The 13,434-nt window shown below is 64.9% G+C and carries 12 protein-coding genes; 1 reads left to right on the top strand and 11 read right to left on the bottom strand.

What is annotated here, in order from left to right; all coding sequences use genetic code 11:
• Window positions 1-242: 242 nt before the first annotated feature.
• The 11 genes from FJ417_RS32450 to FJ417_RS32400 form a co-directional block, all read right to left on the bottom strand.
• Window positions 243-1,055, bottom strand: a complete 813-nt coding sequence (locus FJ417_RS32450; protein ID WP_140786275.1) for an enoyl-CoA hydratase family protein — start codon at window positions 1,053-1,055, stop codon at window positions 243-245.
• Complete coding sequence (locus FJ417_RS32445; RefSeq protein ID WP_140786274.1) at window positions 1,052-1,516, bottom strand: MarR family transcriptional regulator; 465 nt, start codon at window positions 1,514-1,516, stop codon at window positions 1,052-1,054. The genes FJ417_RS32450 and FJ417_RS32445 overlap by 4 nt, the downstream gene beginning before the upstream one ends.
• Window positions 1,510-2,283 carry an SDR family NAD(P)-dependent oxidoreductase gene (locus FJ417_RS32440; RefSeq protein WP_140786273.1) on the bottom strand — a complete coding sequence of 258 codons (774 nt, stop codon included), beginning with the start codon at window positions 2,281-2,283 and terminating at the stop codon, window positions 1,510-1,512. Before FJ417_RS32440 ends, FJ417_RS32445 begins: the two co-directional genes overlap by 7 nt.
• The gene (locus tag FJ417_RS32435; RefSeq protein WP_140786272.1) at window positions 2,280-4,574 is read right to left on the bottom strand and encodes a bifunctional salicylyl-CoA 5-hydroxylase/oxidoreductase; all 2,295 of its coding nucleotides are present in this window, start codon (window positions 4,572-4,574) and stop codon (window positions 2,280-2,282) included. The genes FJ417_RS32440 and FJ417_RS32435 overlap by 4 nt, the downstream gene beginning before the upstream one ends.
• A 190-nt stretch (window positions 4,575-4,764) precedes the next feature.
• On the bottom strand, window positions 4,765-5,364 hold the full coding sequence (locus FJ417_RS32430; protein ID WP_140786271.1) for a VOC family protein: 600 nt from the start codon (window positions 5,362-5,364) through the stop codon (window positions 4,765-4,767).
• Window positions 5,365-5,439: 75 nt separating this feature from the next.
• Window positions 5,440-6,270: an ATP-binding cassette domain-containing protein gene (locus tag FJ417_RS32425; RefSeq protein ID WP_140786270.1), complete on the bottom strand. Its 831-nt coding sequence runs from the start codon at window positions 6,268-6,270 to the stop codon at window positions 5,440-5,442.
• Window positions 6,263-7,141: an ABC transporter ATP-binding protein gene (locus tag FJ417_RS32420; RefSeq protein WP_140786269.1), complete on the bottom strand. Its 879-nt coding sequence runs from the start codon at window positions 7,139-7,141 to the stop codon at window positions 6,263-6,265. The genes FJ417_RS32425 and FJ417_RS32420 overlap by 8 nt, the downstream gene beginning before the upstream one ends.
• Window positions 7,138-7,986: an ABC transporter permease gene (locus FJ417_RS32415; protein ID WP_140786268.1), complete on the bottom strand. Its 849-nt coding sequence runs from the start codon at window positions 7,984-7,986 to the stop codon at window positions 7,138-7,140. Before FJ417_RS32415 ends, FJ417_RS32420 begins: the two co-directional genes overlap by 4 nt.
• Window positions 7,979-8,986 (bottom strand): ABC transporter permease, encoded by a 1,008-nt coding sequence (locus tag FJ417_RS32410; RefSeq protein ID WP_140786267.1) that lies wholly within the window; start codon window positions 8,984-8,986, stop codon window positions 7,979-7,981. Before FJ417_RS32410 ends, FJ417_RS32415 begins: the two co-directional genes overlap by 8 nt.
• Before the next feature lie 70 nt (window positions 8,987-9,056).
• Window positions 9,057-10,586 (bottom strand): ABC transporter substrate-binding protein, encoded by a 1,530-nt coding sequence (locus FJ417_RS32405; protein ID WP_140786266.1) that lies wholly within the window; start codon window positions 10,584-10,586, stop codon window positions 9,057-9,059.
• A gap of 167 nt (window positions 10,587-10,753) precedes the next feature.
• On the bottom strand, window positions 10,754-12,328 hold the full coding sequence (locus FJ417_RS32400; RefSeq protein ID WP_140786265.1) for an NAD(P)/FAD-dependent oxidoreductase: 1,575 nt from the start codon (window positions 12,326-12,328) through the stop codon (window positions 10,754-10,756).
• Window positions 12,329-12,449: 121 nt separating this feature from the next.
• On the opposite strand from FJ417_RS32400, the gene FJ417_RS32395 reads away from it, so the two are divergent.
• Window positions 12,450-13,241 (top strand): cyclase family protein, encoded by a 792-nt coding sequence (locus tag FJ417_RS32395; protein WP_140786276.1) that lies wholly within the window; start codon window positions 12,450-12,452, stop codon window positions 13,239-13,241.
• The last annotated feature ends 193 nt before the right edge of the window (window positions 13,242-13,434 follow it).

The following is a 13,434-nucleotide window of genomic DNA, read 5'->3' as shown; positions in this document are numbered from 1 at the left end:
GGCATTCTCGCCTCCGCAGTTCTGCGAGGTTTGCACTCTACGGCGCCCCCCTCTGTCCTGCCGGACATCTCCCCCACAAGGGGGGAGATTAGCAGCTCGGGCGCCCCGCTCGATCCTGCAATCTTGGCGATTGGCGAAAGTCGGCAAGACAGCTGATCTCCCCCCTCGTGGGGGAGATGTCCGGCAGGACAGAGGGGGGCGCTGTCCCGCCAGCATGTCCTTCTTAAACGGACACAACATCCTCAATTCCCCTCGAACACCGGCTTTTCCTTGGCCACGAACGCGTTGTAGGCGCGTTCGAAATCGCCGGTCTGCATGCAGATCGCCTGCGCCTGCGCTTCCGCCTCGATCGCCTGGTCGAGGCCCATCGACCATTCCTGGTTGAGCTGCGTCTTGGTGATGCCATGCGCGAAGGTCGGGCCGGCGACGATGCGCGCCGCCAAATCGAGCGCGTCGGCTTCGAGTGCCGCCGCATCGACCAGACGGTTGTAGAACCCCCAGCGCTCGCCTTCGGTGGCGCTCATGGTGCGACCGGTATAGAGCAACTCGGCGGCGCGGCCCTGGCCGATGATGCGCGGCAGGATCGCGCAGGCGCCCATGTCGCAGCCGGCGAGGCCGACGCGGGTGAACAGGAAGGCGGTCTTTGCCTCCGGCGTGGCGATGCGGATGTCGGAGCTCATGGCGATGATCGCGCCGGCGCCGACCGCGACGCCGTCGACAGCGGAAATGATCGGCTTGCCGCAGTTGAGCATCGCCTTGACGAAGTCGCCGGTCATGCGCGTGAAGGCGAGCAGCGCCTTCATGTCCATCTTCACCAGCGGCCCGATAATGTCATGGACATCGCCGCCCGAACAGAAATTGCCGCCATTGGGCAGGAACACCACGGCGTCGACATCGTCGGCATAGACGAGATCGCGAAACGTATCGCGCAGCTCGGCATAGCTGTCGAAGGTCAGTGGGTTCTTGCGCTCGGGACGGTCGAGCCGGATTTTCGCGACCCGACCGTCGACCTGCCAGAGGAAGTGCTTGGGCTTGAGCTTTGCCATGGCGCTCATTCGCGTCCCTCCCAATTGCTGCGGAACGATTTCAGCATGCCGGCCAGCCGCCGTGCCTCGTCCTCGCTGACGTTGCCGAGCAGCTCGCCGACCCAGCTCTCATGCGCGGCGGCGATCGCGGCGAAAGATTTCGTGCCTTCCTCGGTCAGCCGCACCATGGAGGTACGCCGGTCGCCATTGCGCCGCGCGCGCATCACCAGCCCTTCGGAAACCAGCCGGTCGACAATGCCGGTGACATTGCCGTTCGACACCAGCAGGAAGCGCGACAGGTCGCTCATCAGCATGCCTTCTGGCACGCGGTAGAGCGCCGCCATCACGTCGAAGCGCGGCAACGTCGTGTCGAACTCCTTCTTCAGCCGCTCGCGCAGCTCGGCCTCGATGGTGCGCGCGGCGCGCAGCAGGCGTATCCACAGCCGCAGCCTGTCCTTGCCCGGTCCGGCGGACGTAGGTCCCGCTACCATGTCTCGCCCCCCGAAACCGAGATCGCCTGCCCGGTGATCGATCGCGCGGCGCCGCTGCACAGCCAAAGCACCGCCGCCGCGACTTCCTCCGGCTGGATGAAACGCCCTTGCGGGTTCGTCGCCGCGAGGCTCGCGCGCGCCTCATCGGTGGAACGTCCCGTCTTCTCGACGATGCGCTGGACCGATTCCTCAAGCATGTCGGTTTCGACGAAGCCCGGGCAGACGGCGTTGACGGTGACGCCGGACTTGGCTGTCTCGGCGGCCAAGGCCCGCATCAGCCCGACCACGCCGTGCTTGGCGGCGACGTAAGGCGCGACATAGGCATAGCCCTTGAGGCCCGCGGTCGAGGCGATGAAAACAATCCTGCCCTGTTTGCGCCCCAGCATTCGCGCGAGCGCCGGCTTCACAGTCAAGAAGGCGCCGGTGAGGTTGACGTCGAGCGTGCGCTGCCAGTCGGCCAGCGAAGTCTTGTGCGCCGGCGCGCTGCCCGCCATGCCGGCATTGGCGACGACGATGTCGAATGGTCCGCGCGCGGCTTCCGCCTTCTCGTGGAGAGCCGCCATGTCGGCTTCGTTCGTGACATCGCCGGCGGCAGCAAAGATGCGGTCGCTTTCCTTTGCGACCTCGGCAAGGGCAGCTTCGCGCCGCCCGCAGATGGTGACGGCCAAACCTTCTGCCGCCAGTGCCAGCGCGATGGCCTTGCCGACGCCGGAACCGCCGCCGGTGACCAGCGCGTGCTTGCCGGTGATTTCGCGCGCGGCGCTCATACTTTGAGCCCCGCAGCCGCTTCGCGCTCGGCCAGCCGGTAGATCTGGTCGCGTCCGGGCAGATAGGGATCGGGCCATTTGACACCGCGATCGCCGAGCGTCACCGCCGCGTGCAGCGTCCAGTAGGGATCGGCAAGATGCGGCCTGGCCAGCGCCACCAGGTCGGCGCGACCGGCCATTAGGATGGAGTTGGCATGGTCCGGCTCATAGATGTTGCCGACCGCCATCGTCGCCATGCCGACCTCGTTGCGGATGCGGTCGGAAAACGGCGTCTGGAACATGCGGCCATAGACCGGTTTGGCGGCGATCGAGGTCTGCCCGGCCGATACGTCGCAAAGATCGACGCCGGCCTCGTGCAGCATCTTCGCGATCTCGACCGCGTCCGAAGGCGTGACGCCTTCGATGCCGACCCAGTCATTGGCCGAAATGCGCATCGAGATCGGCTTTTCGGCCGGCCACACCGCGCGCACCGCATGGAAGATCTCCAGCGGATAGCGCATGCGGTTTTCCAGCGAGCCGCCATAGTCGTCGGTGCGGCGATTGGTCAGCGGCGTGATGAAGGCCGACAGCAGGTAGCCGTGCGCGGCATGGATCTCCAGCATGTCGAAGCCGCAGCGTTCGGCCATCTGGGCCGAGGCGACGAACTGGTCGCGGACCAGATCCATGTCGGCGCGGTCCATCGCCTTAGGCATCTGGTTCTTCGGCGACCATGGCACGGCCGACGGCGCCATCACCGGCCAGTTGCCGGTAGCAAGCGGCACGTCGGTTCCCTCCCAGCCGACACGGGTCGAGCCCTTGGCGCCGGAATGGCCGATCTGGGCGCAGATCTTTGCTTCGGTCTCGGCATGGACGAAATCGACCAGCCGCTTCCAGGCGATCTCATGCTCCGGTTTGTAGAAGCCCGGGCATCCGGGCGTGATGCGTCCTTCCGGGCTGACACAGGTCATCTCGATGTAAAGCAGGCCGGCGCCACCTTTGGCGCGCTCGGCATAGTGCGTAAAATGCCAGTCGGTTGGGCAGCCGTCGATCGCCTTGTACTGCGCCATCGGCGAAACGACGATGCGGTTGGCTAAAGTCATGTCGCGCAGCTTGAACGGCGCGAACATCGGCGCGCGGCGCAGGCTGTTGCCGCCGGCGCCGGCCTTGCGCTGGAACCATTCCTCGGCGCCCGCCAGCCATTCGGCATCGCGCAGGCGAAGGTTCTCGTGGCTGATGCGCTGCGAGCGGGTGAGCAGCGAATAGTTGAATTGAACTGGATCGAGGCCGAGATATCGTTCGACTTCCTCGAACCATTCGAGCGAATTGCGCGCCGCCGATTGCAGCTTCAGCACCTCGGTGCGCCGCGCATCCTCATATTTGCGGAAGGCCGCTTCGAGGTCTGGCTCGGACTCGACATAATCGGCGAGCGCCACCGCGCTCTCCAGCGCGAGCTTGGTGCCGGAGCCGATGGAGAAATGCGCCGAGGCCGCCGCATCGCCCATCAGCGCCAGGTTCTTGTAAGACCAACGCTCGCACAGCACGCGCGGGAAATTGATCCAGGCCGAACCCCTTATGTGATTGGCATTGGTCATCAGCGCATGGCCGCCGAGATGCTTTGCGAAGATGCGCTCGCAGACCGCGATCGATTCCTGCTGCGTCATCTGGCCGAAGCCGAAGGCGGCCCAGGTCTGTTCGCTGCATTCGACGATGAAGGTCGCGGTCTCGCTGTCGAACTGGTAGGCATGCGCCCACACCCAGCCATGCTCCGTCTTCTCGAAGATGAAGGTGAAGGCGTCGTCAAATTTCTGCGTCGTTCCGAGCCACACGAACTTGCATTTGCGGGTGTCGATGTCCGGCTTGAAGACATCGGCGAAGGTGGCGCGGGATTTCGAGTTCAACCCGTCCGCCGCGACCACCAGGTCATGCGTTTCCATGAAGGGTTTGGGGTCGGAAATATCGGTCTCGAACATCATCTTGATGCCGAGCTCGCGGGCGCGCCGCTGCAAGAGGACCAAGAGCCGCTTGCGCCCGATGCCGCAGAAGCCATGGCCCGAGGACACCGTGCGCACGCCGTCATGGATGACGGCGATGTCGTCCCAATAGGCGAAATGCTTCTTGATCCAGACGGCGCTGACCGGGTCGTTCCTGGTCAGGTTCTCCAGCGTCTCCGCCGACAGCACCACGCCCCAGCCGAACGTGTCGTCGGCGCGGTTGCGCTCATAGAGCGTCACCTCATGCGCGGCGTCGCGCAGCTTGAGCGAGATGGCAAAGTAGAGGCCGGCTGGTCCGCCGCCGAGAACCGCAACCTTCATGTCTTGCGATCTCCTCCAGAGCAATTCCGGGAAAAGTAGCGGTTTTCCGTCCGGAATTGCGTGAAACGCTCTAAGGCATCGGGAACGCCGGCAATGCCGGCGATCCCAATTTTCAGTATTGCGCCGCTCGGCAGTTATTTCAAGCTTAAAGTTTCATAATTGAATGATCGCCGCCGGCGCGTTTGGTTCTTCACTTGGTCGGATCCTTCGGGCTCCACAACACTGTCTCGGCGCCCTTTTCATAGGCCATCCCATTCGGGTAGCTGATCGCCTCCAGCTGCAGCCCCCACGGCGCCTGGAAATAGAGGATGGTCTGGCCGGCGGCCGGCCCTTCCTTCACCGGCAGCGGTCCCATCCGGGTTTTAACACCCTTGCCCTCGAGATAGGTCTTCGCGGCGGCGACGTCGTCGACATAGAAGGCGATGTGGAAGCCGCCGATATCGCTGTTCTTCGGCGTCAGGTCCTTCTGGTCGGGCGCGGTGTATTTGAACAGCTCGATGTTCGAGCCATAGCCGCAGCGCACCATGGTGATCTCCTCGATCACCGCCTTCGGATCGACGCCGAGCAGGTCCTGCATGAAGGTACCCTTGTCGTCGGCGAACGGCCCGAACGCCATCGCCTTCTTGCAGCCGACGACATTGGTGAAGAAGTCGACGGCCTGCTTCATGTCGGGCACGGTGATGCCGGTATGGTCGTGTCCGCGCATGCCGGGGATCGAATCCGCCGAGGCGGTTCCCATTGCGCCGAACAGGATTGCGGCAAGCATCGCGCCGCGAGTTGCGTAGTTCATGTTACCCTCCGTTGGCGGGCTGACTTGTCCTTGCGCACATCCGAGGCCCGCTGGTCGGCGTGCGGATAGCTCACTTCATTCAGGCGCCTTCGCTGCTGGCTGCAGCCAGTCCGGATCGACCTCCGGCAGCGGAATGGCGGCGAGCAGGTCGCGCGTGTAGGCCTCCCTCGGGTTCTCGAACAGCGTGTCGGTGGCGCTCATTTCGACGATCCGACCCTCGCGCATGACGATGACCTGCTGGCAGAGCCGCCGGATCACCGACAAATCGTGGCTGATGAAGGCGACCGTCAGTCCCATCTCGGCCGCCAATTTTTCCAGCAAGGTGAGGATCTGCGCCTGTGTCGAGACGTCGAGGCCGGAGACGATTTCGTCGGCCAGCACGAATTTCGGCGCCAGCGCCAGCGCCCGCGCGATGCCGACGCGCTGGCGCTGGCCGCCCGACAATTCATGCCGGTAGCGGCTGGCGAAAGTCTGTGGCAGGCCGACGCGATGCAGGGCTTCCGCCACGCGTTCCTTCAGCCTGTCGCCAAGCCCGTTCTGCCTCAAGGGCGCCGCGATGATGCTGAAGATCGTGTGGCGCGGGTTGAGCGACGACATCGGGTCCTGAAAGATCATCTGCAGGTCGCGGCGAAGTGGCCTCAGCTCGGCTTCCGAAAGATGGCCGATGTCGCGCCCCTCAAGGCTGATCGTGCCGGCGCTCGGCTCGAGCAGCCTGACCAGCGCGCGTCCGAGCGTCGACTTGCCGGAGCCGGACTCGCCGACGATACCGGTCACCGATCCCTTGGGCAGGTCGAAGTCCAGCCCCGTGAGGATTCCAGCCAGCGGCGCCCGGCCGATCAGCGGCTTGCGCGTCATGTCGGGCAGCGCCACCTTCAGCCCGCGTACGGAAAACAGCGGCTCAGCCATGGCCGGGCCTCCAGCCTTTGTCGGCGGCGGCGATCTCGGCCGCCAGCCCGGCAAGCACGCTCTCGTCCACCGGCTTCAGCGAGGCATACGGATCGGTGTAGCGCGGCGTCGCCGCGATCAGCGCGCGCGTGTACGGATGCTGCGGGGCCGCCAAGAGCTGCGCGGTATCGGCCTCCTCGACCACCTTGCCGGCATAGAGCACCGAGACCTTCTGGCTGATCTTGGCGACGACGCCGAGGTCATGGGTGACGAACAGGATCGCCGTGCCATGATCGCGCTGCAGTTGCGCGATCAGCCGCAGGATCTGCTTCTGCACGGTGACGTCCAGCGCAGTCGTCGGCTCGTCGGCGACGACCAGCCTCGGCTCCGCCGCGAAGGCCGCCGCGATCAGCACGCGCTGGCGCATGCCGCCGGAGAGCTCATGCGGATAGCTTTTCAGCACGCGCTCGGGATCGCGGATCTGCACCTCGTCGAGCAGTTGCCGGATGCGCTTGTCGGCTCTCTCTGCGCTCCAGCCGAGGATGCGCACCAGCCGGTCGGTCATCTGCGGGCCGATCCGCCGCGACGGGTTGAGCGCGGTCTGCGGGTCCTGCGGGATCAGCGCCGTGCGCGCGCCGATCAGGTTCCGCCGCGCCTTGGCGTCGAGCCGCCCCAGATCCTCGCCTTCGATCAGCATATCGCCCTCGACGACGCGCACGCTTTTCGGCAGGACGCCGAGTACCGCCTTGCCGATCATCGTCTTGCCGGCGCCGCTCTCGCCGACCAGCGCGCGCACTTCGCCCGGCTGGACAATGAGCGACACCGAGCGCAGCACGCGCTGGCCGTTGGGGAGCACGGCACTCAAGCGGCGGATGTCGAGGCACGCGCTCATCGCAGCACCGGGTCGAAGCGCGCCCTCAGCGCTTCGCCGAACTGGCTGAAGGAGAGCACGGTGAGGATCAGCGTGATCAGCGGGAACACCAGCACCCACCAGGCCTGGTGGATCGACAGCCGCCCCTCGGCGATGATGCCGCCCCAGGTCGGATCGTCGGTCGAGATCGACAGATTGACGAAGGAGAGGATCGCCTCGACGATCACGGCAATGCCCATTTCGAGCGACAACAGCGCCATCACCGACGGCAGCACATTGGGCAGCACCTCGCGCAGCATGATGCCGACGTGGCCATAGCCGGCGATGCGCGCGCTCTCGACATAATCCATGCGTGCCTGGCTCATCGCCTCGGCGCGGATGACCCGGCAGAAGCGTGTCCAGTCGATGATCGCGATGGCGAGGATGACGGAGCTGAGCCCCGTGCCCAGCACCGCGACCAGAAGGATCGCGAACAGCACCGGCGGGAACGCCATCCAGACATCGACGATGCGCGAGATGATGCGGTCGGGCCAGCCGCCGAAATAGCCGGCGATCAGCCCCAGCGCCGAGCCGAGGAGACAGGCCGACGTCGCGGCGGCGAAGGCGACGATGAAGGCGATGCGGCCGCCGAAGATCAGGCGGGACAGCAGGTCCCGGCCGAGGCTGTCGGTGCCCAGCCAATAGCCCGGCTCGGCGCCGTCGAGCCAGAACGGCGGCAGGCGCTCCAGCATCAGGTCCTGCGCCAGCGGGTCCTGCGGCGCCATCAGCGGCGCGAAAATGGCAGCAAGCAGCGCCAGCAGCAGCCAGCCGCCGGCCAGCCACAGTCGCGGGCTCAAGCCGCGTCGGACGATGCGCGCATCATCCATGGCGCAGCCTCGGATTGAGCAGCGCATACATCATGTCGACGGCAAGGTTGATCAGCACGAAAAGCAGCGCGAACACCAGCACGATGCCCTGGATCAGCGGCAGGTCGCGATTGATGACGGCGTCGATCGCCATGTTGCCGAGGCCCTCATAGGAAAACAGCCGCTCGACGATGACGGTGCCGCCGATGAGGAAGGTGAACTGGACGCCGACCAGCGTCAGCGTCGGCAGCGCCGCGTTCTTCAGCGCCTCGCGCAGGATCACCTGCGTCTCGGAAAAACCCTTGACCCTGGCCAACACGACATAGTCGAGATCGAGCACTTCCTTCAGCGATTGTTTCAGGAGCTGCGCGATGATCGCCGCCAGCGGCAGCGCCAACGCGACCGCCGGCATCAGCATGTGTTTGAGCAGGTCCCAGGTGAGGTCGAAGCGGAGCCGAAGGATGCTCTCGACCAGGTAGAACTGGGTGACGAAAGGCAGGTCCAACTGCGGCGACACCCGGCCGGAAATATCGAACACGGGGATAAGCACGCCGAACAAAAGGATCAGCACAAGGCCCCACAGGAAATCGGGGATGGAGAGCGTCGCGCCGCTGGCGATGTCGATGCCGGCTTCGACCGCCGTGCCGCGCGAGCGCGCGCCGAGGATCGCGGCCGTGGCGCCGATCGCGATCGCCGTCAGCAGCGCTACGGTCGCAAGCTCCAGCGTCGCCGGCAGCCGGTTGAAGACCAGCCCGAGCACGTCCTGGCGCAGCGAGATCGACGTGCCGAAATCGCCATGCAGCACGCCGCCGAGCCAGATGAAAAACTGCTGCACGATGCTTTTGTCGAGCCCGTAGAGCGCGCGCAGCCGCGCAATGTCGTCATTGCTGGCGCCGGGCGGCAGCATCATCGCGATCGGGTCGCCGGGCGCGACGCGGATGACGACGAAGACGACGATGGCGACGCCGAAAAGCGTCACCAGCATCGTCAGCAGACGAACGAGGAATCTCTGCAGCAGCATGTGCCCATATGCCTGGATGAAAATGCGCGCCGTCTTGCGGACGGCGCGCGTGGCAATCCCAGACCGACGATCAGGCCGCCGGGGTCATCAGCGCCGGCAGCAGCGCGCCGGACACGTGCTGCACGACATTGACCTTCTTCGAGTGCACGATCGGCTGCGCATACTGCATCAGCGGCAGCACATAGGCCTGTTCGGCGATGTATTTGTCGACGGCCTTCCAGCCGGCAATGCGCTTGGCCTCGTCCTTCTCGCCCCACAGCGGGTTGATCATGTCGATCAGGTCCTGGCTGTCCCACACCGAATGCGGGCTCGGGCCGTACATGGCGAAGCCGGTCGAGGTGGTCGGGTCGCCGATGGAATTGCCCCAGTTGTAGAAGGCGGCCGGCGCCAGCTTGTCGGCGGCGCGCAGCTCATAGTGCTTGGCGATCTCGTAGACCTCGATATTGGCCTCGATGCCGACCTTGCGCCACATGCCGACGATCGCCTGGATCATCTCGTAGTCCTTGGGCTTGAAGCCCTTGGTCGTCTGGATGGTGAACTTCACCGGCTTCTCCGGCGAATAGCCGGAAGCGGCGAGCAACTCCTTGGCCTTGTCCGGATTGTGCTCGACCTTGATCGACGGATCGAAGGCCGTGTATTCCGGCGTCTCCAGCGTCGCGATCGGCTGACCGTAGCCACGCAGCAGCCGCTTGACCAGCAGATCCTTGTCCACCGCCATCACAGCCGCCTGGCGGACGTTCTTGTCCAGCATCGCCTCGATGTCGTTGAAGAAGATCATGCCGATGTCGGAAACGTTCTTGATTGAGCCGGCCAGCCCGTCCTTGGCGATCAGCCGGTCATATTCCTCATAGGGAATTTCGAGCGTCACCTGTGAGGAGCCGGATTCGATCTCGGCGACACGGCTTGCCGCGTCGGTGACGAACTTGATCGTCACGTTCTCGAACGCCGGCTTGGTGCCCCAATAGTTCGGATTGGCCTTCAGCCGCAGGAAGGCGTTGCGCTCGAACTTGTCGACCATATAGGGGCCGGTGCCGATCGGCGCCTTCTCGAAGCCTTCGGCGCCGACCTTCTCGTAATAGGCCTTGGGCAGGATGTAGCCGGTCAGGAACGACATCCACTTGAAATAGACCGGATCGAACTGCACGACGTCGCCGGTGATCTTGTTGCCGTCGATCTTGAAATTGTTGACGTTCTTCCAGACGAACTGGATCGGGTTGCCGGTCTTCTCGTCGCCGGCCCGTGTCAGCGACCACACCACGTCTTCGGGTGTGAAGGGCGAGCCGTCATGCCATTTCACGCCCTCACGCACCGTCATCATCACCTTGGTGCGGTCGTCGTTCCAACCCCATTCGGTGAGCAGGCCGGGCGTGAAGGAAAGGTCCGGCTTTTGGCCGATGATTTGGTCGAACACCGACTGGTAGAGGCCCTGGATGGTCGGGTTCACCGCCGAGGGTCCGGTTGTCGGATCCCAGGAGGGCAGGTTGACATTGTAGGCGATGGTGAGCTCGTCCGCCGCCTTTGCCGCCCTCGGCAGGCCGAGCGTGGCGGCGCCAATCGCTGCCGCGCTATATCCGAGCAAGTCGCGTCTGTTGATGGTCATGGTCGTTCCCCTTGTTGGTTGTCATTTGTCCGCGCGGCGTTTTCATTCGGTGGTGGGCAACCGCGCTTGTCCATCCCGGAATTCTAGCTCTTTGTTGGAGCATGATCTTTCTCCGAAAACCGGTTCCCACTTTTTGCGTTCGCTGACCTTCGGTTCGGGATCATGCTCTAGTTCCCTCCCAACTGTTGGGCGAGCATGAAGCCGGAGCCAGCGCCCGTGCCGGCGCCGGGCCATGTCGCGGCGCCGGTGAGGAAGAGGTTCGAGACCGGCGTGCTCCAGCGCGCGAAGCCGCGCGCCGGGCGGAAGAGAAAATTCTGCGCCAGATGATGGCTGCCGCAGATCTGGTCGCCGCCGACAAGGTTCGGGTTCTCGCGCTCCAGGTCGAGCGGCGAGAACACCGCACGGCCGAGGATTTTCTTGGCCAATCCCGGCGCGTAGCTTTCGATGATGTCGAGCACGCGCTCGGCATAGGCGTCCTTGACCGCGTCCCAGTGAGCGGGGGCGATCTTGCCCGCGGCATCGCCGAGGATCTCCGCCGGCAGCATGCGCACCTGCACCCACAGCACATGCTTGCCGTGCGGCGCGCGCGACGGATCGACCGCCGTCGGCTGGCCGACGACCAGCACCGGCTGGTCGGGCAGCAGGCCGGCGATCGCCTGCTGGTAGACACGCGACATGGCGTCGAGCGACGGCGCCAGATGCACATAGGCGAACTGGCGAAGTTCGGCGCCGGCGCTCCAGTCCGGCAGGTCGTCCAGCGCGAGGTGGATCATCATCGTGCCCGGCGCATGACGGAATTTCTTCATCGCCGCATCGAAGCCGGCGTCGCCGGAGCCATTGGGCAGCAGCTTGCCCGGCAGCGCCTTCGGCGCGACACCGGCAATGACGGCCTTGGTCGCGCTATGGATTTCGCCGGATGCCAGCCGCACGCCGGTCGCCTTGCCGCCGGAAACCGTTATCTCGGCGACGTCCGCGCCGGTCGTGATCTTGCCGCCGGCCGCCGTCACCATGCCGGCCAGCGCGCGGATGATGGTGTCGGCGCCGCCCTTGCCCAGCACCATGCCAAAACTCTGGTTGGCCATCGATTCCAAATAGGGGAACACGGCGCCGCCGGCGATGTCGGGCGCGAAGTCGAGATGCATGCCCCAGGCCGCGAGGGTCGTGCGCACATGCGGCGTCTCGAAATTTTCCTCGAGCCAGGCACGAGGCGATGACAGCAGCAATCGAGCCGTATCGAGAGCGCCGGCGATGCCCTTCTTGCGCCACAGGTTCCAGCCCGTGCCGGCCAGCGCTTTTGCGCTCATCGGCGAGCCCAGCAGGCGGAACAAATGTTCGGCTTCCCCTGGAAAGGCGCTGACCAGGCGGCGCCATGCGGCTGCATCCGCCGACGAGAAGGCGGCCAGCCGCGCCGCCGTCTTCTCGAGGTCGTTGCTGACGCCGAACCATGTCCCGTCCGGAAAGGCGCTGGCGAAACAGTCGCCCACCGGCGCGAATTCCAGCCCGTGGCCTTTCAATTCATTTGCATATTTCCGGTGAAAGGCGGAGCCGGCGAAGAGGCTTAGGTTCATCGCGCCGAAATCGTGCCGGAAGCCGGGAAGCGTGTATTCGGCGGTCCGCACCGCGCCGCCGGTCGCCTCGCTGCGCTCGAAAACCGCTATTTTCCAGCCCTTGAGCGCCAGATGCGCGGCGCATGCCAGACTGTTATGGCCCGCCCCGACAAAGATGGCGTCGAACTCGCTCACGCCCCGCCCCAAAAATGCTTTATGCTTAAAGATAATTGCAGATGCATATGTTTTCGTCTAGTAGGTATATTAAGGGCCGCAACGAGCCTTGATGATCACCGACAAGAGGGAACGAAAGACCATGGACACGCAGAAACTCCTCGGCGAGGTCGCCGGCCAGCTGCTCTCGGGCGCCATCAAGGTGGTCGACCTGACGGCGCCGCTCGGTCCCGATACGCCGCTGATCAAGCTGCCGCCGGAACTCGCCGTCGACACGCCGAAGGTCGAGATCCACGAGATCTCCAAATATGACAAGAACGGCCCGTGGTGGGCCTGGAATTGGCTGAAGCTCGGTGAGCATTCGGGCACGCATTTCGACGCGCCGCAGCACTGGATCACCGGCAAGGACTATCCGGACGGCGCCACCGACACCATTCCGGCGCAGAATTTCATCGGCCCGGTCAACGTCATCGACTGCTCCAAGGAGTCGGCGGCCGACCACGACTTCCTGCTCACCGTCGACCATATCAAGGCCTGGGAAGCCCAGCATGGCGCCATCAATCCCGGCGAGTGGGTGGTGATGCGCACCGACTGGTACAAGCGCAACGGCTCGGAAGCCGAGTTCCTCAACGCCAACGAGACCGGCCCGCACACGCCCGGCCCGACGGCGGAAGCCATCCAGTTCCTGATAGCCAAGGATATCAAGGGCTGGGGCTCGGAGACGATCGGCACCGACGCCGGCAAGGCCGGCGGCATGGAGCCGCCGTTCCCGGCGCACACGCTGATGCACAAGGCCAACCGCTATGGGCTGGCCAGCCTCTGCAACCTCGACCAGCTGCCGCCGAAAGGCGCGATATTGATCGCCGCGCCGCTCAAGATCGAGCACGGCACCGGCAGCCCGATCCGCGCGCTCGCGCTGGTGGCGGGCAAATAGGCGAGGCGGCGGTCTTCGGGAGAAGATCATGGTCGCGGGCGATGGAATGATGACAGCGAGAGAGTGGCAGCCTGGCAAGGCCAGCGCTCTACGGCGCCCCCCTCTGTCCTGCCGGACATCTCCCCCTCTAGGGGGGAGATCAGCAGCTTTCGCGCCCCGCTCATCCTTTCGGCGTTGGAGATTGGCGAAAGCC

The organism is Mesorhizobium sp. B3-1-7 (assembly GCF_006439385.1).
Taxonomy (GTDB): Bacteria; Pseudomonadota; Alphaproteobacteria; order Rhizobiales; family Rhizobiaceae; genus Mesorhizobium.
This window is presented reverse-complemented; position numbering and strand designations above follow the sequence as displayed.